Origin of the sequence: Nocardioides eburneiflavus (assembly GCF_004785795.1) — a bacterium.
In the GTDB taxonomy this organism is placed as follows: domain Bacteria; phylum Actinomycetota; class Actinomycetes; order Propionibacteriales; family Nocardioidaceae; genus Nocardioides; species Nocardioides eburneiflavus.
Genome location: NZ_SRRO01000001.1, coordinates 531,403 through 553,318, shown reverse-complemented (window position 1 = coordinate 553,318; position 21,916 = coordinate 531,403). Strand labels below are relative to the sequence as shown.

25 protein-coding genes are annotated in these 21,916 nt (G+C 74.2%); 11 read left to right on the top strand and 14 right to left on the bottom strand.

What is annotated here, in order from left to right:
• Positions 1 to 5: 5 nt before the first annotated feature.
• The 5 genes from EXE59_RS02625 to EXE59_RS02605 form a co-directional block, all read right to left on the bottom strand.
• Entirely contained in the window at positions 6 to 401 is a 396-nt protein-coding gene (locus EXE59_RS02625; RefSeq protein ID WP_135837505.1) for a low affinity iron permease family protein, read from the bottom strand.
• A gap of 69 nt (positions 402 to 470) precedes the next feature.
• The gene (locus tag EXE59_RS02620; protein WP_135837504.1) at positions 471 to 2,888 is read right to left on the bottom strand and encodes an ABC transporter permease; all 2,418 of its coding nucleotides are present in this window, start codon (positions 2,886 to 2,888) and stop codon (positions 471 to 473) included.
• Entirely contained in the window at positions 2,888 to 3,661 is a 774-nt protein-coding gene (locus EXE59_RS02615; RefSeq protein WP_135837503.1) for an ABC transporter ATP-binding protein, read from the bottom strand. The genes EXE59_RS02620 and EXE59_RS02615 overlap by 1 nt, the downstream gene beginning before the upstream one ends.
• A gap of 109 nt (positions 3,662 to 3,770) precedes the next feature.
• Complete coding sequence (locus EXE59_RS02610) at positions 3,771 to 4,436, bottom strand: response regulator (RefSeq protein WP_210429131.1); 666 nt, start codon at positions 4,434 to 4,436, stop codon at positions 3,771 to 3,773.
• 11 nt (positions 4,437 to 4,447) lie between these two features.
• A complete protein-coding gene (locus EXE59_RS02605; RefSeq protein ID WP_135837501.1) occupies positions 4,448 to 5,599 on the bottom strand; it encodes a sensor histidine kinase in 1,152 nt (383 codons plus the stop codon).
• A 92-nt stretch (positions 5,600 to 5,691) separates the two neighbouring features.
• Between EXE59_RS02605 and sp36 the strand changes: the two genes are divergently transcribed.
• From sp36 to EXE59_RS02585, 5 genes are all read left to right on the top strand, one after another.
• Positions 5,692 to 5,844, top strand: a complete 153-nt coding sequence (gene sp36 / locus EXE59_RS23590; RefSeq protein ID WP_168218378.1) for a Sp36 family protein — start codon at positions 5,692 to 5,694, stop codon at positions 5,842 to 5,844.
• Between the two features lies 1 nt (position 5,845).
• Positions 5,846 to 6,301, top strand: coding sequence for a RidA family protein (locus EXE59_RS02600; RefSeq protein WP_135837500.1), 456 nt, complete (start codon positions 5,846 to 5,848; stop codon positions 6,299 to 6,301).
• 2 nt (positions 6,302 to 6,303) lie between these two features.
• Entirely contained in the window at positions 6,304 to 7,164 is an 861-nt protein-coding gene (locus EXE59_RS02595) for an NUDIX hydrolase (protein ID WP_135837499.1), read from the top strand.
• Positions 7,165 to 7,228: 64 nt separating this feature from the next.
• Positions 7,229 to 8,038, top strand: coding sequence for an MBL fold metallo-hydrolase (locus tag EXE59_RS02590; protein WP_135837498.1), 810 nt, complete (start codon positions 7,229 to 7,231; stop codon positions 8,036 to 8,038).
• A gap of 38 nt (positions 8,039 to 8,076) precedes the next feature.
• A complete protein-coding gene (locus EXE59_RS02585; RefSeq protein WP_135837497.1) occupies positions 8,077 to 8,613 on the top strand; it encodes a TIGR03086 family metal-binding protein in 537 nt (178 codons plus the stop codon).
• Between the two features lie 113 nt (positions 8,614 to 8,726).
• Here the strand turns inward: EXE59_RS02585 and EXE59_RS02580 are convergent, their stop codons facing one another.
• Positions 8,727 to 9,404, bottom strand: a complete 678-nt coding sequence (locus EXE59_RS02580; protein WP_129454159.1) for a Crp/Fnr family transcriptional regulator — start codon at positions 9,402 to 9,404, stop codon at positions 8,727 to 8,729.
• Positions 9,405 to 9,653: 249 nt separating this feature from the next.
• Between EXE59_RS02580 and nth the strand changes: the two genes are divergently transcribed.
• Genes nth through EXE59_RS02560 form a run of 4 tightly spaced genes read left to right on the top strand, consistent with a single transcriptional unit; the run spans position 9,654 to position 12,896 of the window.
• Complete coding sequence (gene nth / locus EXE59_RS02575) at positions 9,654 to 10,331, top strand: endonuclease III (RefSeq protein WP_135841076.1); 678 nt, start codon at positions 9,654 to 9,656, stop codon at positions 10,329 to 10,331.
• The gene (locus EXE59_RS02570) at positions 10,328 to 10,939 is read left to right on the top strand and encodes a TlpA family protein disulfide reductase (protein WP_135837496.1); all 612 of its coding nucleotides are present in this window, start codon (positions 10,328 to 10,330) and stop codon (positions 10,937 to 10,939) included. The genes nth and EXE59_RS02570 overlap by 4 nt, the downstream gene beginning before the upstream one ends.
• Before the next feature lie 19 nt (positions 10,940 to 10,958).
• Positions 10,959 to 11,717, top strand: coding sequence for an NUDIX hydrolase (locus tag EXE59_RS02565; RefSeq protein ID WP_246056448.1), 759 nt, complete (start codon positions 10,959 to 10,961; stop codon positions 11,715 to 11,717).
• A gap of 3 nt (positions 11,718 to 11,720) precedes the next feature.
• Positions 11,721 to 12,896 carry a MarP family serine protease gene (locus EXE59_RS02560; protein WP_135837495.1) on the top strand — a complete coding sequence of 392 codons (1,176 nt, stop codon included), beginning with the start codon at positions 11,721 to 11,723 and terminating at the stop codon, positions 12,894 to 12,896.
• 191 nt (positions 12,897 to 13,087) lie between these two features.
• On the opposite strand, the gene EXE59_RS02555 is transcribed toward EXE59_RS02560, so the two are convergent.
• Positions 13,088 to 13,492, bottom strand: coding sequence for a phage holin family protein (locus EXE59_RS02555; RefSeq protein ID WP_135837494.1), 405 nt, complete (start codon positions 13,490 to 13,492; stop codon positions 13,088 to 13,090).
• Between the two features lie 176 nt (positions 13,493 to 13,668).
• Between EXE59_RS02555 and nhaA the strand changes: the two genes are divergently transcribed.
• A complete protein-coding gene (nhaA, locus tag EXE59_RS02550; RefSeq protein WP_135837493.1) occupies positions 13,669 to 15,078 on the top strand; it encodes a Na+/H+ antiporter NhaA in 1,410 nt (469 codons plus the stop codon).
• Between the two features lie 11 nt (positions 15,079 to 15,089).
• Here the strand turns inward: nhaA and EXE59_RS02545 are convergent, their stop codons facing one another.
• From EXE59_RS02545 to EXE59_RS02515, 7 genes are read right to left on the bottom strand one after another with little or no spacing between them, the layout of a single operon-like run.
• Positions 15,090 to 16,256 (bottom strand): sensor histidine kinase, encoded by a 1,167-nt coding sequence (locus EXE59_RS02545; protein WP_135837492.1) that lies wholly within the window; start codon positions 16,254 to 16,256, stop codon positions 15,090 to 15,092.
• Positions 16,253 to 16,930 carry a response regulator transcription factor gene (locus tag EXE59_RS02540; protein ID WP_342777186.1) on the bottom strand — a complete coding sequence of 226 codons (678 nt, stop codon included), beginning with the start codon at positions 16,928 to 16,930 and terminating at the stop codon, positions 16,253 to 16,255. The genes EXE59_RS02545 and EXE59_RS02540 overlap by 4 nt, the downstream gene beginning before the upstream one ends.
• Positions 16,931 to 16,940: 10 nt before the next feature.
• Complete coding sequence (locus EXE59_RS02535; RefSeq protein WP_135837491.1) at positions 16,941 to 17,354, bottom strand: hypothetical protein; 414 nt, start codon at positions 17,352 to 17,354, stop codon at positions 16,941 to 16,943.
• Positions 17,351 to 18,511 carry a molybdopterin-dependent oxidoreductase gene (locus tag EXE59_RS02530; protein ID WP_135837490.1) on the bottom strand — a complete coding sequence of 387 codons (1,161 nt, stop codon included), beginning with the start codon at positions 18,509 to 18,511 and terminating at the stop codon, positions 17,351 to 17,353. Before EXE59_RS02530 ends, EXE59_RS02535 begins: the two co-directional genes overlap by 4 nt.
• A complete protein-coding gene (locus tag EXE59_RS02525) occupies positions 18,508 to 19,158 on the bottom strand; it encodes a class I SAM-dependent methyltransferase (protein ID WP_210428866.1) in 651 nt (216 codons plus the stop codon). The genes EXE59_RS02530 and EXE59_RS02525 overlap by 4 nt, the downstream gene beginning before the upstream one ends.
• Positions 19,155 to 19,811 carry a TIGR04282 family arsenosugar biosynthesis glycosyltransferase gene (locus tag EXE59_RS02520; RefSeq protein ID WP_246056447.1) on the bottom strand — a complete coding sequence of 219 codons (657 nt, stop codon included), beginning with the start codon at positions 19,809 to 19,811 and terminating at the stop codon, positions 19,155 to 19,157. Before EXE59_RS02520 ends, EXE59_RS02525 begins: the two co-directional genes overlap by 4 nt.
• Positions 19,808 to 20,476, bottom strand: a complete 669-nt coding sequence (locus EXE59_RS02515) for a glycosyltransferase family 2 protein (RefSeq protein WP_135837489.1) — start codon at positions 20,474 to 20,476, stop codon at positions 19,808 to 19,810. The genes EXE59_RS02520 and EXE59_RS02515 overlap by 4 nt, the downstream gene beginning before the upstream one ends.
• Positions 20,477 to 20,588: 112 nt before the next feature.
• On the opposite strand from EXE59_RS02515, the gene EXE59_RS02510 reads away from it, so the two are divergent.
• Complete coding sequence (locus tag EXE59_RS02510; protein ID WP_135837488.1) at positions 20,589 to 21,914, top strand: hypothetical protein; 1,326 nt, start codon at positions 20,589 to 20,591, stop codon at positions 21,912 to 21,914.
• Positions 21,915 to 21,916 lie beyond the last annotated feature (2 nt).

The window sequence follows — 21,916 nt, the reverse complement described above, 5'->3', positions numbered from 1 at the left end:
ACTCCTCAGTGCCGCTCCTCCAGCCCGACCGCCGCGCGCAGGTCGTCGGCTGCGTCGCGCAGTGCCGGGTCGTCGGCGGCGCGTGAGTCCATCAGCGCGGCGAGGGCCTCGGCGATCACGTTGAGCTTCTCCTGCATCGCCTCGGTGTTGCGGCGCGCCGCGTTCTCGAGCAGCACCAGCAGCAGCAGCGACAGCACCGCGCCGAACGTGTGGATCGCCAGCTCCCACTTGGTGGTGGACTTCCACAGCGGGTAGCTCGCCGCCCAGATGACGACGACCGCGACGACCACCGCGAAGAACGGCGCCCGGCTGATCGCCTTGGTCGACAGCTCGACGAACCTCTCGAACGGGTCGAGCCCGCTGCTCTTCTCGCGGCTCTCGGCCGCGTCGGTGCGCTCCATGAGCGGAATCTAGACCCGACGGGCGCCCCGCGTCCTCATCCCCGGGCGCCCGTCGGAGACCGCGCACAGTCAGTCCAGGGCGAGGCCGGCCGCGGGCGTGACGAGCGCTGCCCGCCGGGCGGGGACGACGCACGCGGCCAGGCCGGCCAGCCCGGCGACGGCGGCCACCGCGAGGACCTGCCACACCGGCACGGTGAACCCGGCTCCGTCCACGACGCCCGCCACCATCACCTGCACCCCCACCCACGCGAACACGAGGCCGATCGCGGTGCCGAGCACCGCCGCGACCGACGACAGCAGCAGGCCCTCGGCCGCCATCGCCCTCCGCAGCTGCTGGCGAGTCAGGCCCATCGCTCGCAGCAGCGCGTTCTCCCGTGCCCGCTCGAGCACCGAGAGGCCGAGGGTGTTGGCGATGCCGACCAGGGCGATCACGATCGCGACGGCCATCAGTCCCACCACCGCGCCCGTCAGGATGTCGACCTGCAGGTCGACCCAGCTCCGGTTGCCGAAGCCGCCGTCCAGGTCGGCGCCGGCCGCTCCGGCGAGGGCCGCGAGGTCGCCCGAGAGGTCCTCGGCGTCCGTGCCGTCCTTCGCTCGTGCCCAGACCGCCATCGGACGCGGGTCGGGGTCGAGCGCCGCCAGCGTGGGCAGCGAGACCAGACCCGCCCGGCCCCAGCCGTCGCCGGTCTCGACCCGCAGCGTGCGCTCGCGACCGGCGACCACGACGGTGAGCTCGGCGTCCTCCCACACCCGGTCGGCCAGCCGCGTCGGCAGCTCCTCGACCACCGCGTACGGCAGCCGCACGACGCCGTCCGCGGGGGCCAGGTCGGCGGGGCCGCGCACGACCCCGGTGTCGCCACCGACACCGAGCATCGGCAGCGGCACCCGGCCGACCTTTGCCACCGTGCCGTCGAGGCCGCGCGCGTCGGTCACCCCGGCGGTCCCGGCGACCCGGTCGACGAGTGAGGCCTCGAGCGGCGCGTCGACGGCGGTGATCGTGGCATCGAGGGGATAGGACTCGTCCATGTCGCGGTCGATCGCGGTCCGCGACGACGCCAGCCCGGTGAGGATGGCCGTGGTGAGGGTGACGCCGACGAGCAGCGACGCCGCAGTGGTTGCCGTGCGACGCGGGTTGCGCACGGCGTTGCCGGTGGCGAGGCGGCGTACGGGGCCGGCCCCGGGCAGGCGGCCGGCGAGCCGGATCAGCCACGGCACGAGCACCGGTCCCACGAGCAGCACGCCGACGAAGGACCCGACACCGCCGGCGAGCATCGCGGGCAGCGAGCTGTCGGCCACGGCGACGGCGAGCAGGGCGCTGCCACCCGTGAGGCAGAGCGTGGCGAGGCCGAGACGCCAACGCCCCGCGGCGGAGCGGACGTCCACGCCCGTGTCGGGGCGGAGCGCGGCCAGCGGGGCGACCCGTGTCGCCGTACGCGTCGGCAGCCAGGCGGCCCCGAGCGTGACGAGCGTGCCGACGGCGAAGGCCGTGGCGGTCCACGCCGGGTCGAGCGCGGCCGGACCCATGTCGGCGAACCAGCGCCGGACGAGGGCCACCAGCCCGGCGCCGGCCAGCGCGCCGAGGACGACTCCGGCGGCGGCCGCCACCAGGCCCAGTGCGAGCGCCTCGAGCCGGATCGCGCGGCGCAGCTGTCGCCGGGTGACGCCGACGCAGCGCAGCAGCGCGAAGTCACGCATCCGCTGGGCGAAGAGGATGGAGAAGGTGTTGGTGATGACCAGCACGCCGACGAAGAGCGCGATCGCGACGAAGAGCAGCGCCATGACGGCGATGACGTCGACGCCGCGCGAGATCTCCGCCTGGCGGGCCGCGACCCAGTCGGCGGCGGGCTCGACCGTGGCGTCGGGGGCGGCCGTACGGGCCTGCCCGGCCGACCCGCCCCACGCGACCGCGTGGACCCAGAGCGTGGTGTCCTCGAAGCGGCGCAGGTCGGCCCACGGCACGTAGAGCGCGGCGCCCATCGCGGCAGGGCTGTCGACCATGCCGACGACCTCCAGGTCGACTGCCGTGTCGCCGGTGCCGACACGGACGACGTCGCCGAGCCGGACGCCGTTGCTCTTGGCGCGGTTGACGTCGGCCAAGGCCTCGCCGGCAGCGGTGGGGAAGCGCCCGTCCTCGAGCTGCTGCCACTGCAGGCGCGGGTCGAGCGACGCCTCCGCGACGTCGGCGGTCGCGGCCAGCTGGACGCCGTCGCGGGTGACCGGCTCCATGGCGTGGCCGAGGGTCAGCGCAGGGACGCCGCTGTCGGCGGCCGCCTCGACGAGGCTGGTCACGTCCGCGGTGGTGGACGTCGTCACGACGTGGTCGACGCCCCGTACGGGCGCGCCGACGTCGGCGGTCAGGCCGGAGCGGGTGGCGCCGGTGAGCATCCCGACGGCCACGATGAAGGCCACGCCGATCGCGACCGCGACGGAGGCGGCGACGTACCTGCGGGTGTGGTGGCTCATCGACGCCACGAGCACGGTGCGCATCAGGCGACCCGCCCGCGCAGCGCGGCGACCAGCTCGTCCTGGCCGGGGTCGGTGAGGTGGGCGGTGAGGGCGCCGTCGTGGATGACGACGACGTCGTCGGCGTACGCCGCGGCATCGAGCTCGTGGGTCACCATCACCACGGTCATGCCGAGCTCGCGGACCGAGCGGCGCAGGTGGCCGAGCACCTCGGCGCTGGCCTCGCTGTCGAGGTTGCCGGTGGGCTCGTCGGCGAAGACGATGTCCGGCTGGGTGACGAGCGCACGGGCGATCGCGACGCGCTGCTGCTGGCCGCCGGAGAGCTGGCTCGGCAGGTGTCCGAGCCTGTCGGCGAGGCCGAGGACACCGACCACCTGGTCGTAGCGGTCCCGGTCGACGTCGCGGCCGGCGAGCTCGAGCGGCAGCACGATGTTCTGCCCGGCGGTGAGCATCGGGAGGAGGTTGAAGGCCTGGAAGACGAAGCCGATGTGCTCGCGGCGGAACAGGGTCAGCGCGGTGTCGTCGAGCCCGGCGAGGTCACGGCCGGCGACGCTGACGGTGCCGGAGGTGGCCACGTCGAGGCCCGCGAGGCAGTGCATGAGGGTCGACTTGCCGGAGCCGCTCGGCCCCATGATGGCGGTGAAGCGGCCGGCCGGCAGGTCGAGGTCGACGCCGCGCAGGGCGTGGACGGTGCTGTCGCCGTCGCCGTAGGTGCGGGTCAGGCCGCGCGCGCTCGCCGCGGCCGCGGTGCCGGTCGGTGTGTCGGTTTCGGTGCTGGTGCCGAGTGTCGTCGTCATGGGGACAACGCTCGTCGTCGAACGCTCCTCGATCGTCGGCCCCGGGCACGGACCTGCGGTCGGTCCGCGGTCGTACGGCGGCGGGCGGCGTACGACCTGGGGAGGACGGTCAGGGAGCGACGAGGCCGGACTCGTAGCCCAGCACCACGAGCTGCACGCGGTCGCGCGAGCCGGTCTTGGCCAGGATCCGGCCGACGTGCGTCTTCACCGTCGTCTCGGCGACCACGAGGTCGGCGGCGATCTCGGTGTTGGTGCGCCCGCGCGCGATGAGCGTCAGCACCTCGACCTCGCGCTCGGTGAGCAGGTCGAGCCGGTCGTCGGACACGACCGGCACGGCCGGGTCCGGCAGGGCGGCGAAGTGGTCGAGCAGCCGGCGGGTCGTGCTGGGGGCGACGACGGCGTCGCCGTCCACGACCAGCCGGATCGCGCCCAGCAGGTCGGGCGGTGCGGCGTCCTTGAGCAGGAAGGCCGAGGCGCCGGCGCGGATCGCGGCGAAGGCGTGCTCGTCGAGGTCGAAGGTCGTCAGCACGATGACCCGCGGCGCGCCGGGCGTCGCCAGCAACCGCCGGGTGGCCTCGACGCCGTCGAGCCGCGGCATCCGCACGTCCATCAGCACCACGTCGGCGGCGGTGACCGCGAGCCGATCCAGCGCCTCGCCGCCGTCTCCCGCCTCGCCCACGACGACCATGTCGTCCTGGCTCTCCACGAGCATCCGGAAGCCGGCGCGCACCATCTGCTGGTCGTCGACCAGGAAGACGCGGATCGGCGTCGTCACGTCGGGCTCGTTCACAGCGGCAGCCTCGCAGACACCGCGAACCCGCCGCCCGGGGCGGGGCCGGCCTCCAGCGTGCCGCCGTGCACCGCGGCCCGCTCGCGCATCCCGGTCAGGCCCAGGCCCCGTCCGTCCGAGCCCGCGGCTGCACCGCGCCCGTCGTCGCGCACCTCCACCTCGACGGCGCGGCCGACGCTGAGGCGCAGCGCCACGGCGGCTCCGGGGCCGGCGTGCTTGCGGACGTTGGTGAGCGACTCCTGCACGATGCGGTACGCCGCCAGCCCGACGCCGTCCGGGACGTCCGGCGCGGTCGTCGGGAGGTCGGCCTCGACCCGCGTCCCGGCCGCGCGGGCCTCGTCGACGAGGTGGCGTACGTCGTCGAGACCGGGCTGCGGGGCGACGCCGGTGTCGCCGTCACGCAGCAGCCCCAGGAGCCGTCGCATCTCCGTGAGCGACTCACGCCCGGTGGTCGAGATCGTCTCCAGCGTGCCCACGGCGACGTCGGGGTCCTTGGTGGCGGCGTAGCGGGCGCCGTCGGCCTGCACCACGATCACCGACAGGCCGTGCGCGACCACGTCGTGCATCTCGCGCGCGATGCGCGAGCGTTCGTCCCGGGCCGCCAGCTCGACCTCGCGCTCGGCCATCCGCTCGGCCTGCTCGGCGCGGGCGACCAGCGAGGCGACGTACCTCTCCCGCTGCTGCGCGGCGAACCCGAGCGCCCACGCGGCGGTGACGATAGCCGCGATCGTCACGAGGTACGGCGTGACGGCCGACAGGGTGATCGCGGGGGCGCCGAAGCCGCCGATCCAGCTCCACGCGGCCACGACCGCGCCGGCGTAGCCGACGACCAGCGCCCCGAGGCCGTGCCCGCGGGGGCTCCACCGGGCCACGGAGTAGGTGGCGACGGGGAAGGCCAGCTGCCCGACGATCGGCAGGTCGTGGAGGGGCGCCTGGGCGGCGCTCGCGAGGGCGACGACCGCGAAGACCGTGCTGGGGTGGGACCGGCGCCACCACAGCGGCGCCACCTGCGCTGCGGTCAGGAGGGCGGCGAGCGGCTGCCCCACCAGCAGGTGCCCCACGAAGCCCGGGACGAGCAGCCCGAGCGTGAGGGACGCGTCGAACCACCACCGGCCGCGTGCGCCGAGCCGCCAGGGGTGCGAGTCCATGGTGCGGACCCTAGACGCCGCGCGCGTCGGGGCACGTCAGACCACGGGAGGACGCCGGTGCGACCCCAGTGGCGCCCGAGTAGGGTGCCGACATGACCCAGTGGGAATACCAGGTGGCGCCGATTCCGCTCCACAACGAAGCGCTCATGCTCAACAACTTCGGCCAGGACGGCTGGGAGCTGGTGGCCATCCACACCAACGCGCAGGGTGGCCTCGTCGCCTTCCTCAAGAAGCCGAAGGCCTGACGTGGGCGCCGAGGCCAAGCTCGCCGCGCTGGGCATCACGGTCCCCGAGGTCGTGCCGCCGGTCGCGGCCTACCAGCCCACCGCCCGCACCGGCAACCTCGTCTTCACCGCCGGCCAGCTGCCCGCCCGCGACGGCGAGATGATCGCGGTCGGCAAGCTCGGCGGCGAGGTCAGCGAGGAGCAGGGCTACGAGTGCGCCCGCCAGTGCGCCCTCAACGCGCTCGCTGCGGTGAAGGCCGAGATCGGCTCGCTCGACGACGTGAAGCGCGTGGTCAAGGTCGTCGTCTTCGTCGCCTCCACCCCCGACTTCACCGGCCAGCCCAAGGTCGCCAACGGCGCGTCCGAGCTGCTCGGCGAGGTCTTCGGCGACGCCGGCAAGCACGCGCGGTCCGCCGTGGGAGTCGCCGTGCTGCCGCTCGACGTGCCCGTCGAGGTCGAGATCACCGTCGAAGTCTGACCGTGCAACGACTGCCCCTCCCCGAGGCCCTCGTCGCCCAGGCCAGGTCCTACGGCGAGGGCGGTGCGACGCCTGCCGAGCCGCGCGATGCTGCCACGGTCGTGCTGCTGCGCCCGGGGGCTTCCGGTCCTGAGATCTACCTCTTGCGGCGCCAGACGTCGATGGCCTTTGCCGGCGGGATGTGCGTGTTCCCCGGCGGCGGTGTCGACCTGCGCGACTACTCCGACGACCTCGTCGAGCGCGGCCTCTGGGCCGGTCCGCCCCCGGCCGAGTGGGCGGCCCGCCTCGGGTGCGACGAGCCGAAGGCCCGCGCGCTCGTGTGCGCGGCCGTGCGCGAGACGTACGAGGAGTCGGGCGTCCTGCTCGCCGGCGCGGACGCCGAGTCCGTCGTCGCCGACACCACCGGCGAGGACTGGGAGGCCGACCGGATCGCGCTCGAGTCGCGCGAGGTGTCGCTGACCGACGTCCTCGAGAAGCGGTCGCTCGTGCTCCGCACCGACCTGCTCGGCGCGTGGTCGGGCTGGCTGACGCCGGTCTTCGAGCCGCGTCGCTACCGCACGTGGTTCTTCGTGGCGCGGCTGCCCGAGGGCCAGGTCACCCGCGACGTGTCGACCGAGTCGTCGTCGGTGACGTGGACCGGCGCCCTGGACGCGGTCGCGCAGGTCGAGCAGGAGCAGATCCTCATGCTGCCACCGACCTGGCTGACCTGCCTCGAGGTCGGCCAGCACGCCGACCCCGACGCCGTCCTGGCGGCGGCGCGGGAGCGCACGGTCGAGATGTTCATGCCGGAGGTCGTCGCCGACGGCGACGAGTTCATCCTCTCCACGCCGCCGCACTACACCGAGCTGATGGCCGCCCGGTGAATACCACCCCACGGCCTTCTTCTCCTCCGCTGCGCTCCCCCGAACAACGCCGCGGGGGCCCCGGATGAGCTGGACCGGGGGCTCCTTCGGCGAGACCGGCACCTGCGTGCTGGCGCCCAACGCCGACGTGATGACCCTCGACGGCACCAACACCTGGGTGCTGCGCGACCCCGACTCCTCGCGCTCGGTCGTGGTCGACCCCGGCCCCTCCATCGCCGCGCACCTCGATGCCATCGACGCCGCCGCCGGCGACGTCGCCGTGGTGCTGCTGACCCACCACCACGCCGACCACAGCGAGGCGGCCCGCGAGTACGCGGAGCGGCACGGCTGCGGCGTACGCGCCCTCGACCCGGCCTACCGGCTCGGCTCCGAGGGACTCGGCGAGGGCGACGTCGTCGCCGTCGGCGCCGTCGAGGTGCACGTCGTGGCGACGCCGGGGCACACGTCCGACTCGCTGTCCTTCGTCGTGCCCCAGGACCGCGCCGTCCTCACCGGTGACACCGTGCTGGGCCGTGGCACCACCGTCGTCGCGCACCCAGACGGCCAGCTCGGCGCGTACCTCTCCTCCCTCCAGCGACTCCACGCGCTCTGCGGCGAGCAGGGCATCAGCAACGTCTGGCCCGGGCACGGCCCGGTCATCGACGACGCGCTCCGCGCGCTCGACTTCTACCTCGCCCACCGCCGGCAGCGGCTCGACCAGGTGCGCGACGCGCTGCGCGACCTGCACGCCGTCGCCCGGGAGGGCGGAGACTTCCCCCACGAGACGCTGCCGCGTGCGATCGTCGAGATCGTCTACGCCGACGTCGACCCCGTGCTGTGGGGCGCGGCCGAGCTGTCGGTGCGCGCCCAGCTGGCCTACCTCACGGGCGATTGACCCTTGCGCGCGCTGCGCGTGAGGAGTGACATGGAGCCATGAGCAGCCCGCACCAGCCCGTCGTCGTCCTGTCCCGCGCCCTCGACCAGGCCGGTGACGCCCTCGCAGCCGTACGCGCCGAGGACCTCGACAAGCCGACCCCGTGCCACGGGTGGACCGTGCGCGAGCTCGCCGACCACCTCGCCGCTGCGCCCGAGCACTTCCTGGCGATGGCGCGCGGCGAGGAGGTCGACTGGAGGGCCGGCACCGGCGTCGAGCCCACCGGCCTCACCGCCCACTTCCGTGCGTACGCCGACGACCTGATCCACCACTGGCACGGCCAGCCCGACGAGCAGGTCGCCCAGGCCGACTGGCAGAGCGCCGAGCTCGGCGTCCACACCTGGGACCTGCTGCGCGCGACCGGCCGCCCGGTGCCGCTGGACGACGAGGTGGCCGAGCGAGGCCTGGCCTTCATCCAGCAGGGTCTGACCGAGGAGAACCGCGGCGACGCCTTCGGGCCCGCGGTGCCCGTGCCCGACGACGCGTCGGCGTACGAGCGGCTGGTGGCGTTCGCGGGGCGGGACCCGCGGGCCTGACGACCGCCGTAGACGCGCGGACAGAAGTCCTGCGGGCGGAGCTGGGTCACGCTCGGCGGGGCGGCCGCAGTCGGGTTGTGTCCGCGCGTCTACGCGTGCCGGCGCCGGATGTGTCAGCGGGCGCGGCGCGAGAGGCGCTCGAGGTCCATGATCACGACGGAGCGGGGCTCCAGGCGCAGCCAGCCGCGCGAGGCGAAGTCGGCGAGCGCCTTGTTGACCGTCTCGCGGGAGGCGCCGACCAGCTGGGCGAGCTCCTCCTGGGTGAGGTCGTGGTGGACGTGGACGCCGTCGTCGGCGGTGCGGCCGAAGCGGTCGGCGAGGTCGAGCAGCGCCTTGGCGACACGGCCCGGCACGTCGGAGAAGACGAGGTCGGCCACCACGTCGTTGGACTTGCGCAGCCGCGAGGCGAGCTGCGACAGCAGGCCGCGCGCCACCTGCGGGCGGCCGTCGAGCCAGCGGAGCAGGTCGTCGTGGGACAGCGAGCCGAAGGAGGCGTCGGTGACCGCGGTGACCGTCGCCGAGCGCGGGCCGGGGTCGAAGAGGGAGAGCTCGCCGAACATCTGGCCGGGGCCCATGATGGCGAGCAGGTTCTCGCGGCCGTCGGAGGAGGACCGGCCGAGCTTCACCTTGCCCTCGGTGACGATGTAGAGCTTGTCGCCCGAGTCGCCCTCGTGGAAGAGCACCTCGCCGCGACGGAGCTTGGTCTCGGCCATCGAGCCGCCCAGCGCCGTCGCCGCCTCGTCGTCGAGCGAGCTGAACAGCGGTGCCTGCCGGAGCACGTCGTTGTCCACGTCAAACCTCTCATTGGGGTGCGTCCCGCCCGGTGGTGCTCGGGATCCGGCACGATCCTAGCCGTGGTCCGGCTCACAACCGCGACTCCGCGCCACGTGCAGGCACATGTCGGCACTCTGCCGGCTGCTCTCCCGTGTGGCGGTGTCGGAGCCGGACCGTACGCTGGGCCCGTGCCCGCCCCCGCCAAGAAGGCCGCAGCCAAGGTCTCGAAGGCCGCCCAGGCCGCTCTCGTCAAGCCCGACACCTCTCTGGTGCGCCGGGCGCGCAAGGTCGACAGGATCCTCGCCGAGACCTATCCCGACGCCCGCGCGGAGCTCGACTTCACGAACCCGTTCGAGTGCCTGGTCGTCACCGTCGTCTCGGCGCAGACCACCGACCGGCGGGTCAACGCCGCCAGCCCGGCCCTCTTCGCCGCCTACCCGACGCCCGAGGCGATGGCGGCCGCTCCGCGCGAGCACATGGAGCAGCTCCTCGGCCCGCTCGGCTTCTTCCGCGCCAAGACCGACTCGTTGCTCAAGCTCAGCCAGGCGCTCGTGGAGCGCTACGACGGGCAGGTGCCCGACCGGCTCGAGGACCTCGTCACGCTCCCCGGCGTGGGCCGCAAGACCGCCAACGTCGTGCTAGGCAACGCCTTCGACAAGCCGGGCATCACGGTCGACACGCACTTCGGCCGGCTCGCGCGCCGCCTCGGCTGGACCGAGGAGACCGACCCGGTCAAGGTCGAGCACGCGGTCGGCGCGCTGTTCCCCAAGCGCGACTGGACGATGCTGTCCCACCACCTCATCTGGCACGGCCGCCGTCGTTGCCACGCCAAGAAGCCCGCCTGCGGCGCCTGCCCGGTCGCGAAGCTGTGCCCGTCCTTCGGCATCGGCCCGACCGACCCCGTCGAGGCGGAGAAGCTGGTCACCACCCAGGGCCCCGCATGAGGAAGGCTCTCCTCGCGCTGCTCCTCGTGGCCGTGCTCAGCGCCTGCACCTCCGACGGCGGCGCCCGCATCGACGTACGTCCTCCCGACGTCGACGTCGACACCCCGGCGCTGCGGGAGGTCAAGGCCCGCATCGGCATGGAGGACTGCGAGTCCGGCGCGGGGGAGGCGGTCGAGGGCGGCCTGCCCGACCTGACGCTCCCCTGCCTCGGCGGCGGGCAGGCCGTCGAGCTGTCTTCGCTGCGCGGGCCGATGGTGATCAACCTGTGGCAGGCCAACTGCGAGCCCTGCCGCGAGGAGATGCCGGCGCTCGAGGAGTTCCACCAGCAGTACGGCGACCGCGTGGCGCTGCTGGGCGTCGACTTCAACGACGTCCATCCCGACCGCGCGCTCGCGCTGGCCGAGGAGACCGGCGCGACCTATCCCTCGGTCGCCGACCCCGGTGGCGAGCTGATGGCCGAGGAGGCGTTCGCCATCGGCCGTCGCGGGCTGCCCGCCTTCGTGTTCGTCGACGCCGACGGCACGGTCGTGGCGCAGGACTCCGGCGGCGTGGACTCCGTGGCGGAGATCAAGGCCAAGGTCGCCGAGCACCTGGGGATCGCGCTGTGATCAGTCTGGAGAGCGCGCTGTGAGCGACCCCGTCGGCCTGCCGGGCTGGCTGGCGCCGGTGGTCGAGGCCGCCTCCAGCATCACGGTCCACGAGCTCACGCGGTTCATGCCGCCCGAGGGCAGCGACCCCCGCCGCGGAGCCGTGCTCATGGTGTTCGCCGACCGCGAGTCCGACCCCAGTCACCCTCATCCAGCCCCCGACGACCTCGCGCACCGCGGCGAGCTCCTGCTCACCGAGCGCAACCACCACATGCGCTCCCACCCCGGCCAGGTGTCCTTCCCGGGCGGTTCGCTCGACGAAGGGGAGACGCCCGAGGAGGCGGCGCTGCGCGAGGCGTACGAGGAGATCGGCCTCGAGCCCACCGAGGTCGAGGTCTTCGGCGAGCTGCCCGAGCTGTGGCTGCCGCCGAGCAACTTCGCGGTGACGCCGATCCTCGGCTACTGGCGCGACCGCGGCGAGGTGCGGATCGAGAGCCCCGAGGAGGTCCACGAGATCCACCACGTCGCGATCGCCGACCTGCTCGACCCCGACAACCGGATCACCGTGCGCCACCCCAGCGGCTGGCTCGGGCCCGGCTTCCTGATTGGCCCCGAGCGCGACGTCGTGCTGTGGGGCTTCACCGCCGGGATCATCGCCCGGCTGTTCACCTACCTCGGCTGGGCCGAGGACTGGGACCGGGCGCGGGTGCGTGACCTGCCCGACCACATGCTGCAAGGTGTCCCCAAGGGAACGGACCTCGCTCCCAACACGCCGCAGAACACCAGGCTCGAGGAGTAGTCCATGAACGTCCTCGACTGGTGCCTCGTCGCACTCGTGGGGATCTATGCCCTCTCGGGCTACTGGCAGGGCTTCATCACCGGCGCGAGCGCGACCGCCGGCCTGCTGCTCGGCGGTCTCGCCGGCATCTGGGTGGCTCCTCTCGCGCTCGGTGACGCGGCCCCGTCGCTGTGGGTGTCGCTGGGTGCGCTGTTCATCGTGATCATCTCCGCCTCGCTCGGCCAGGCGCTCTTCCAGTACGCCGGCGCGCGGATCCGCGACTCCATCACCTGGCAGCCGATCCGCGCCGTCGACGCCGTGGGCGGCTCGGCCCTCAGCGCCGTGGCCGTGCTGCTGGTCGCGTGGGCCCTCGGCGTCGCTGTCTCCGGCACGCGCATCGGCGCGATCACGCCGATGGTGCGCGACTCCGCGATCCTCGCCAAGGTCGACCAGACGCTCCCGACCGACTCCGACAAGGTGCTGCAGGCCTTCAACAACGTCGTCGGGACGACCTTCTTCCCGCGCTACCTCGAGCCGTTCGCGCCCGAGCGGATCGTCGCGGTCCGACCGGGCGACCCGCGCATGCTCACCGACCCCGACGTGCTCGCCGCCGAGGCCAGCGTCGTCAAGGTCCGCGGCGCCAACGGCTGCGGCTCGGGGGTGGAGGGCACCGGGTTCTTCTACGCACCCGGCCGCCTCATGACCAACGCCCACGTCGTGGCCGGCGTGACCCGACCCGAGGTGGAGGTCGCCGGGACCTCGGTCACCGCGTCCGTCGTGCTCTACGACGCCGACCTCGACATCGCCGTGCTCGCGCTGCCCGACACCGGGGTGCCGCAGCTCGCCTTCGACACCGAGGCCGCGCCGCGCGACCCGGTCGCGGTCCTCGGCTACCCCGAGGACGGGCCCTACTCCGTCGAGTCCGGGCGCATCCGTGCCGAGCAGCGGCTGCGCTCACCCGACATCTACGGCGACGGGACGGTCATCCGGCAGGTCTACTCGCTGCGCGCGCTCATCCGCCCGGGCAACTCCGGCGGACCGATCGTGACCTCGGCCGGCGACGTCGCCGGGATGGTCTTCGCCGCCTCGGTCAGCGACCCCGAGACCGGCTACGCGCTGACCGCCGACCAGGTCGCCGAGTCCGCCGCCGCAGGGCTCACCCGGGGCTCGCCGGTCGACACCGGCACCTGCGTGCGCTAGACCTCGCCAGCCCGTACGACCCGCTCATCGGCCGAGCGGTGCGTGACCCACATTCGCTGAGGCGGGAATGTGGCTGGGCCACCGCCCGGGGCCGGCGTACGGGTGCGGGGCGGCTTGGCGGTGCGTGACCCACACTTGCTGAGGCGGGAATGTGGCTGGGCCACCGCCCCCACGTCGAGGGTGGTGCTGGGTCAGCCGCGGCCCTTGAGGGCCTGCGGGATCTGCCGGCCCTGCTCGATCGCGCGCTCGGGCGCCTTGACCTGCTTGACCTGCTTGATGCCCACCAGCGCGAGGAGGCCGGCGATGAGCACGTAGAGCGCGAACACGATCAGGAATGCCCAGTGCAGGTCGAGGCCCTGGCCGTTCCAGTGGATGAAGTAGGCGATCGCGACCGAGAGCATGATGATCGCGAGCAGCCCGAGGAAGGCCGCCCCCGCGAACAGGCCGATGCCGACCCCGCCGTGCTTGACGCTGACCTTGATCTCGCTCTTCGCGAGCTGGATCTCCTTGGAGATCAGGGTCGAGAGGTCCCGCTGCGCGTCCATGACGAGCTTGCCGAGCGTCGGATCGCCATCCTGGATCGGTTCGTTGGCCATGTGGTGCGGTCCTTCGGTGTACGCCGGGGAGCTTGACGCTGCGACCCTACCAACGGGTCGGCGCGCATCACCGCTCCGTCTAGACTGAGCTGCAGGTGAGCCGGGAAGTCTGGTCGGCCCGTGGTGGATCATCGCGGTGACGGTTCCCCGACGACCCCCGAAGGATGCGCCGCCGCATGGCATCGACCCGCAAGCCCCAGGACCCTCGACCCGACGACGAGGTCTGGCAGTCCGGCCCGGTCTACATCGCGAGCGACAAGCCGCTCGCCCGGCTGGTCGCCCGACCGTTGCGCGAGTTCCTCCGCGTCGAGGCGGCCGGGTCGATCCTGCTGCTGCTCGCCGCGGCGGCCGCGCTCCTGTGGGCCAACAGCCCGTGGGCCTCGTCCTACGACGCGCTCTGGCACGCCCACCTCACCCTCGACGTCGGACCGCTGCACCTCGACGAGTCGATCCAGCACTGGGTCAACGACGCGCTGATGGTGATCTTCTTCTTCGTCGTCGGGCTGGAGATCAAGTACGAGCTGGTCAACGGCGACCTGCGCGACCCCAAGACGGCGGCCCTGCCGATCGTCGCCGCCGTCGGCGGCATGGTCCTCCCGGCCGGCCTCTACCTCGCGCTCAACCCGCCCGGCAGCGACGGCGGTGCGGGCTGGGGCATCCCGATGGCGACCGACATCGCGTTCGCCGTCGGCGTCCTCGGCATCCTCGGTCGCCGGATCCCGTCGGCCGCCCGGCTGTTCCTGCTGACCTTGGCGATCGTCGACGACATCGGCGCGATCCTGGTGATCGCGGTGTTCTACACCAGCGACCTGTCGCTGACCTGGCTCGCGATCGCGCTCGGCCTGCTCGCCGCGATGGTCGTCGCCCGGGTGCTGCGGATCTGGACGGTCGTCGTCTACGCGATCCTCGGCGTCGGCGTCTGGTTCGCCCTGCTCGAGTCCGGCGTGCACGCCACCCTGGCCGGGGTCGCGATCGGCATGCTGGCTCCCGCGAGGCCGCTGCTCAACGAGGAGGTGGCCCGGGAGTACGCCACCCGGGCGCTGCGTGACCGCCACCTCAACCCCGACGAGCTGGCGCGGCTGCGGTTCCTGCTCAAGGAGTCGGTGTCGGTGGTGGAGCGGCTGATCAGCACGCTGCACCCGGTCTCGGCGTACGTCGTGCTGCCGATCTTCGCGCTCGCCAACGCCGGCGTCGAGCTGGGCGCGATCAGCGAGGTCTTCACCGAGCCGGTGGGCCTCGGCATCATCCTCGGCCTCGTGGTCGGCAAGCCGGTCGGCATCTTCCTCACGTCCTACCTGGCCGTGCGCCTCGGCATCGCGAAGCTGCCGGAGCACACGTCGTGGTCGATGGTGCTCGGCCTCGGCGCGGTCGCCGGCATCGGCTTCACCGTCTCGATCTTCATCGCCGGGCTGTCGTTCCCGGGCTCCGACCTGCTCACCGAGGAGGCGAAGATCGCGATCCTGCTGGCCTCCCTCCTCGCCGCGGTGATCGGTGTCGTCATGCTGCTGGCGAGCACGCGCGGTCGCACCTACGACGAGGAGGCCGCGGACGAGCCCGACCCGGTGCGCGAGGTCCTCGACAGCTGAACCCGGACGGGTCAGCCCGCGGACGGGGTGAGGGGCCCGCTGAGCGGGAGCCGTACGACGAAGCGGCACCCGGTCACCGCTCCGTCGGGACCGGTGTTGCTCACCTCCACCCGCCCGCGGTGCGCCTCGACGATCCCCTTGACGATGGCCAGCCCGAGACCGGCTCGCGAGGCGGCCGACGGGTCGGCGGGGTCCTCGGGCGTGCGTGCCTCGGCCCCGCGGAAGGCGACCTCGAAGACCCGGTCGATGGTGCCGGCCTCGATGCCGCCGCACTGGTCCGCGACGGCGAGCTCGACCTCGTCGCCCACCACCCGGGCGCTGACGTGGACCGAGCCGTCGGCCGGTGTGTGCCGCACACCGTTCACGATCAGGTTGCCGAGCACCCGGCTGAGGCCGGCGGGGTCGACGGTGACCTCGAGGCCCGACTGGACCTCGCCGCCGACCTGCACGCGGTGCATCCGGGCGACCGGGTCCGCGGCCGCGACGGCCTCGCTGACGAGGTCGCCGAGCAGGACCAGCTCGGGCTGGAGGCGCAGGACCCCCGCGTGGATGCGGGACAGCTCGAAGAGGTCGTCGACCATGCTCACCATCCGGTCGACCTCGCCGCGGATCTGGCTGTGGTAGCGCACCGGGTCGTTGGCCAGGCCGTCCTCCAGCGCCTCGGCCATCGCCCGGATGCCCGCCAGCGGCGTACGGAGGTCGTGGGAGACCCACGAGACCAGCTCCCGCCGGGACTCCTCGAGGCGCTGCTCGCGGTCGGCGGCCTCCTCCAGTCGCCTGCGCGCCGCCGCCAGCTCGCGGGCCAGCTCGCTGAGCTCGGCCGGCGCCTGCGGGGCGGGCTCGTCGGGCAGCCCGCCCCCGATGCGGCGTACGTGCTCCCGCATACGGCGCGACCAGCGCACGAGCGCCTCGGAGAGGATCGCGGCCACCCCGAGCGACACCACGGCACCGGCGAGCGTCACGAGCATGACGACCTGGAGGTCGTGGCGGGAGAGGAACATCAGCTGCGCGATCGCGACGACCCCGACCAGCACGGTGGTCACCGAGACCACCGCGACGAGGGCGAGCTGCCAGCGCAGCGACCTGCTGCGCAGCAGCCAGCCCGCCAGCAGCCCCAGCACGCCCACGACCGCGCCGCCCGCCGCGGCGACCAGGACGACCTGCACCTGCTCGCTCACGAGGCCGGCTCCCACCGGTAGCCGATGCCCCACACCGTGACCAGCCGGACGGGCTCGGCGGGGTCGGCCTCGACCTTGGAGCGGACCCGGCGCACGTGGACGGTCACGGTCGAGGAGTCGCCGAACGACCAGCCCCACACCTGGCTCATCAGCTCCTCCCGGCTGAACGCCTGCCCGGGGTGGGTGACCAGGTGGGCGAGCAGGTCGAACTCCCGCGCCGTGAAGGACCGCTGCGTGCCGCCGACCGTGACGGTCCGGCGGAGGTGGTCGACGACGAGGTCGCCGTCGATGGTGGTGTCGGGCATCGCTGCCGCTGGGTCGCTGCCGCTGCGGCGCAGCACCGACTCGACCCGCAGGACCAGCTCGCGGGGGCTGAACGGCTTGGTGACGTAGTCGTCGGCGCCGGTCTCCAGGCCGACGACCCGGTCCTGCTCCGCGCCGAGCGCGGTGAGCAGGATGACCGGCACGTCGCCGGCGAGCCGGAGCCGGCGGCACACCTCGAGCCCGTCGAGGCCGGGCATCATCACGTCGAGGACGACCAGGTCGGCGCGACGGTCCTGGTGGGCCGCGAGCCCGGACGCCCCGTCGGGGGCCTCGGCGACCTCGTGCCCGGCGGCTCGCAGGTAGGACACGACCACCTCGCGGACCGTCTCGTCGTCGTCGACGACCAGCACCCGCGACACCTCAGGCCCCCGTCCCACGACGCGCGCGCACCAGCCCGGCGACGGCGACGACCAGCACGGACGCGACCGTGAGCGCGGCCCACGCGCCGAGGTAGGGGCGGTCGAGCAGCGTCGGGTTGTCCGGCCGCGCGCCGAACCTGCCCAGCACGGGCACCGCCATCAGCGTCACACCGCCCCACACCACGAGGCCGAGTGTCGCAGGTGCGTGCCACGGCTCGGGGAGGACGCGGCGCGCGAGGGCCACCACGGCGAGCACCACCCCGGCGACGACGACGTCGTGCAGCACGACACCCGCGGCGAGCCAGACGGCGATCTCGACGAGCTGGCCGGCGTCCTGCCGGGTCAGCGCCAGCCACGCGCCGTACGCGCCGAGCACCACTCCCAGCCCGCCGATCAGCCAGCGCGCGGCGCTCACGTCGTCACCTCCAGCGAGGCGACCCACTTGGTCTGGAGCACCCCGGGCCGGTTGGGGGCGATCACGCGGCACGGGAAGCCGTGGTCGAGGTCCAGCGGCTCGCCGGCCAGGTCGAGGGCTAGCAGGCTGCGCTCGTCGTCCGCGAACGCGGCCGGCAGCACCGTACGGATGAAGGGGCCGCGACCTTGCAGGGAGGTGACGGCGACGTCGGTGCCACCCGCCGCGCCGGCCGCGGCCAGCACGTCGCGGACCCGGACGCCGGACCAGCGCCCCTGCGCGCTCCACCCCTCGACGCAGGCGATGGGGAGGTCGACCGTGTGCTGGGGCAGGGCGCGGAGGTCGGCCAGGGTCAGCCGCGCCGCGACAGCGCCGTCGACGCGTACGTCCAGCGCCCAGCCCGGGTCCGTGGCGGTGGCGAGCACGCCGGCGGCGGCTGCCGTCTTGTTGATCGGTACGCCCCCGGGGCCTTCGCCCGTCCGGACGGCGAGCACGCTGACCCGGCGCAGCCACGGCACGGTGCCACCCGCCGTGGCCAGCACCGCGACGCCGGCGGCCGCCCAGGTGCCGCGCAGCAGCACGCGCCTCGACACCGCCCCAGCCTCCTGGGCGCCCGGGCGGTCGAGCGCCGTGTCGTCGACGTCCGCGGCCAGCGCTGCCCGGACCACCGGCAGCTTGACCGCGACGTGCAGGACGAGCGCGCCGATGGCGACCCAGGCGAGTGCGTAGTGGGCGGTGCGGAAGGAGAACTCGCGCCAGGGGTACCACTGGGCGGCGTTGGCGAGGCCGGTGGTCAGCTGGAAGACCGCCGAGGCCACGAGCACGCCGATGGAGGCACGCTCGAGGCCGACGAGCGCCGCCTGTCGCCCGGCCCGTAGGTCGACCCGCTCGAACAGTCGCGGGTAGACCGCCCAGAGCTTGACCAGCAGGAGCGGGACGGCGGCGCACCCCGAGACGACGTGGAGCCCCTGCGTCGCCCGGTAGCCCCAGACGGGTCCGGTCGGGAAGGGGATCGCCGGTGAGGGCAGCTGCGCCCAGTGGCTGACCAGGCCGGTCAGGAAGCAGAGGACGAACGAGACGCCGAGCCACACGCCCACCCGCGCGGCGACCGCCGGGCTGCGCAGCCGTGAGGAGAAGTCGTCGGGGTGCGGCGCCCTCATCGCGGCCTGTCCAGCACGGCCGCCCAGCGGCCGTCGTCGTGCGGAGTGAGCCGGTGGACCGAGGCCACCAGCAGCCCGGCTGCGACCGCGACGGCCGCGACGTCGTCCACGGCGAGGAAGGCCCACCGGAACGGCCGGCTGCGGCCGTGGGGCAGCTCGAGCCGCGACCAGCCCGCGGACGACCCGGCGCCGGGGCGGGAGACCTCGACGACGGCCCGGCCGCCGGGACGCAGCAGCTCGCGCACCCGGCGCAGCAGGTGGGCGGGGTCACCGGAGATGCCGACGTTGCCGTCGGCGAGCAGGGCGGTGCCCCACCGGCCCTCCTCCGGCACGGCGTCGAAGACGTCCGCGACCACCGCCGGAGCGCCGCGCCGCCGGGTGAGGTGGACGGCCTCCTCGACCACGTCGACCCCGAGGGCCAGGTGGCCGCGCCGGGTCAGCTCGTGGGTGAGTCGACCCGGGCCGCACCCGATGTCGAGGGTGTCGCCCTCGCACAGGTCCAGCAGGGCGTGGTCGGCCGCGTCGGCGTGCCCGGTCCACGACTCGACCGGCAGCACCGCGGACTCGCCCGTGGAGTGCGCGACCCGCGTCGTGGCACCGCGCAGCGCCCACGTGAACGCCTCGGTGAAGGACAGGTCGGCCGTCACGACCTCTCCTCCCAGGCCCGGAAGGCGGCCGCGAACCGGGTGTGCGGCGCCAGCCGCGCCACCTCGGCCGCGTCCTCGACCGTGTCGACGTCCCCGAGTGGCGTCGTCGAGGAGACCCGGTACCCGGCGCCGACGAGGGCGGCCCGGGTGTCGTCGTACGTCGACGTCGTCGACATCGCCACCCCGCCCAGCGGTGCCGCCACCGAGGGGTCGTGCCGGGCGAGCACCCACCAGCCGCCATCGGGGGCAGGGCCCAGGCAGGCGTCGTGGCCGGCGAGGTCGTCGAGCACCCCCGCGAGCAGCTCCGGGGTGAGCTGGGGCGTGTCCATGCCGACCTGCACCACAGGGCCGGGGCCCGCATCGAGGTGGGCGGCGGCCAGCCGGTCGGCGAACGAGGCGCCGCGCTGCGCGGTGACCCGCCAGCCCTCGACCGCGGCCACCAGCTCGGGGCCGCGACTGGCGGTCGGCAGGTCGCCGGCGAGCGCCAGGTGGCCGCGCGCACCGGGGAGCGCGGCGACCGCGGCGATGGTGTCGAGCAGCGCCGCCGCGGCCAGGTCGGCGGCGACCTCGTCGCCGGTCGCGACGGCGAGGCGGGTCTTGGCCCGCCCCGGCACGGGAGCCTTGGCCATCACCAGCACGGTCAGGCCGGTCACGACAGCACCCGCCAGAAGTCGCGGGCCGTACGGACCGTGCCGCAGACCGAACCCGAGACCTTGGAGCGGGTGCCCTCGGCGCGGGGGTGGTAGTCGACGTCGTGCTCGACCACGCGCCACCCTGCCCGGGTCACCGCCTGGAGCAGCTCGACGGGGTAGCCGAAGCGACGGTCGCGCAGCCCGAGGTCGAGCATCGCCTGCCGTCGGGCCACCCGCATCGGCGCGATGTCATGGGCGGTCATGCCGATGCTCCGCCGCAGCCACGCCACGATGAGCGCGTTGCCGGCGCGGGCGTGCCAGGGCCACGTCCCCCGCCGGGTGGGGCGACGGCGCCCGACCGCGAGGTCCGCGCGACCCTCGCGCACGTCCGCCAGCAGCGCCAGCAGGTCGGTGGGGTCGAACGACCCGTCACCGTCCATCACGGCGACGAAGTCGCGGGTCGCGGCGAGGAGGCCGGCGTGCACGGCGGAGCCGTACCCCGGGACGGGCTCCACGACGACGCGCGCGCCCAGCCGCTCGGCCACCTCGGCCGTGTCGTCGCGCGAGCCGTTGTCGACGACCACCACGGCGAACTCCCCGGGCACCCGGGACAGCAGGGCGGGCAGAGCCGGCCCCTCGTCGCGACACGGGAGGACGAGGTCGCAGACGGCTGCGTCGCTGGTCATGCTGCGAACCTAGCCAGCCGTCCGGGGCGCCGGACCCCCCAAGTGATTACGTGACTGTGACGGCTGGCCGACCGGTCCGGCCGCGCGTCCCGACGCGCCTAGGCTCGTCGCCATGCCCTCCCTCAGCACGTCCGCCCGCGCGTGGGTGGGCCTGGGAGTGGCAACGCTGGTGCTGCTCGCGTCGTTCGCGGTGCCGGTCCTCACCGGGTGGGACGTCGACGCCCGCAGCGACTCCCTGGGCGCACCGCCGACCCACGGCCTCTGGCGAGCCAAGGTCGGGCCCGGCACCCTGCCGGCGCTCCTCCTGGCGGTGGTGGGCGTGTGGCGGGGCGAGGCGTGGGCGCGGACCTGGCCGTGGCGGCGCCTGCTCGTGGTGGCGTACGGCGCATCGTTGGCGTGGCTGCTCGCACTGGCGCTGGTCGACGGCACCTCGGGCCTCACGAGGGTGATGGCCAACCACCACGAGTACCTGGTCACCGCGCGCGAGGTCACCGACGTGCCGGCGATGCTGCGGGAGTACGTCGACCGGATCCCCGCCGCGCACCCGGACAACTGGCCCACGCACGTGGCCGGCCATCCGCCGGGCGCGCTGCTGTTCTTCGTCGCTCTGGTGGGCGTGGGGCTCGGCGGGGACCTCGCGGCCGCCCTCACCGTGTGCGTGGTCGCGGCCAGCATCCCCGCCGCGGTCCTGCTGACCGCGCGCTCGCTGGGGGCCGAGGACCTCGGCCGGCTGGCGGCGCCGTTCCTGGTGCTCAGCCCCGCCGCGGTCTACCTGGCGGTGTCGGCCGACGCGGTCTTCGCCGCCGTGGCGGCGTGGGGGCTCGCGGCCCTCGCCGCCTCCGCGACGGCCTCCCGCCGGGCGTCGATGGTCGCGTGGGGCGTGCTGGCGGGCCTGCTGCTCAGCTGCTGCGTGATGAGCTCGTACGGCCTGCCGCTGCTGGGGGTGATCGCCCTCGCCGTGCTGCGGCTGGCGCGCAGCTGGTGGCCGCTGCCGGTCGCGGCCGTGTCGGCACTGCTCGTGGTGCTGGTCTTCGCCGGGCTCGGGTTCGCGTGGTGGGAGGCCTACCCGGTGCTCGTCGAGCGTTACTGGGACGGGATCGCGGCTACCCGCCCCGCGGCGTACTGGATCTGGGGCAACGTCGGGGCGCTGCTGGTCTCCGCCGGCCCCCTGCTCGGCGCCGGCGTCGCCGTCGCAGTGCGTCGCCACACCGGCGGGGCGAGGACCGTCGCCGTGCTCGCGCTCGCCGCCCTCGCGGCCGTCACGGTCGCCGACCTGAGCCGGATGTCGAAGGCCGAGGTGGAGCGGATCTGGCTGCCGTTCGTGCCGTGGCTGACCCTGTCGCTGGCTCTGCTTCCCGGCGGCTGGCGCCGGTGGGGCCTCGCCCTCCAGGTCGTCGCCGCGCTGGTGGTGCAGCACCTGCTCTACACCAGCTGGTGACC

Bases quoted from the DNA above. Each gene is read 5' to 3' on its own strand.
- EXE59_RS02625 (WP_135837505.1), bottom strand. From the start codon at position 401: ATGGAGCGCACCGACGCGGCCGAGAGCCGCGAGAAGAGCAGCGGGCTC.
- EXE59_RS02620 (WP_135837504.1), bottom strand. From the start codon at position 2,888: ATGCGCACCGTGCTCGTGGCGTCGATGAGCCACCACACCCGCAGGTAC.
- EXE59_RS02615 (WP_135837503.1), bottom strand. From the start codon at position 3,661: ATGACGACGACACTCGGCACCAGCACCGAAACCGACACACCGACCGGC.
- EXE59_RS02605 (WP_135837501.1), bottom strand. From the start codon at position 5,599: ATGGACTCGCACCCCTGGCGGCTCGGCGCACGCGGCCGGTGGTGGTTC.
- sp36 (WP_168218378.1), top strand. From the start codon at position 5,692: ATGACCCAGTGGGAATACCAGGTGGCGCCGATTCCGCTCCACAACGAA.
- EXE59_RS02590 (WP_135837498.1), top strand. From the start codon at position 7,229: ATGAGCTGGACCGGGGGCTCCTTCGGCGAGACCGGCACCTGCGTGCTG.
- EXE59_RS02585 (WP_135837497.1), top strand. From the start codon at position 8,077: ATGAGCAGCCCGCACCAGCCCGTCGTCGTCCTGTCCCGCGCCCTCGAC.
- EXE59_RS02570 (WP_135837496.1), top strand. From the start codon at position 10,328: ATGAGGAAGGCTCTCCTCGCGCTGCTCCTCGTGGCCGTGCTCAGCGCC.
- EXE59_RS02560 (WP_135837495.1), top strand. From the start codon at position 11,721: ATGAACGTCCTCGACTGGTGCCTCGTCGCACTCGTGGGGATCTATGCC.
- EXE59_RS02555 (WP_135837494.1), bottom strand. From the start codon at position 13,492: ATGGCCAACGAACCGATCCAGGATGGCGATCCGACGCTCGGCAAGCTC.
- nhaA (WP_135837493.1), top strand. From the start codon at position 13,669: ATGGCATCGACCCGCAAGCCCCAGGACCCTCGACCCGACGACGAGGTC.
- EXE59_RS02530 (WP_135837490.1), bottom strand. From the start codon at position 18,511: ATGAGGGCGCCGCACCCCGACGACTTCTCCTCACGGCTGCGCAGCCCG.
- EXE59_RS02515 (WP_135837489.1), bottom strand. From the start codon at position 20,476: ATGACCAGCGACGCAGCCGTCTGCGACCTCGTCCTCCCGTGTCGCGAC.
- EXE59_RS02510 (WP_135837488.1), top strand. From the start codon at position 20,589: ATGCCCTCCCTCAGCACGTCCGCCCGCGCGTGGGTGGGCCTGGGAGTG.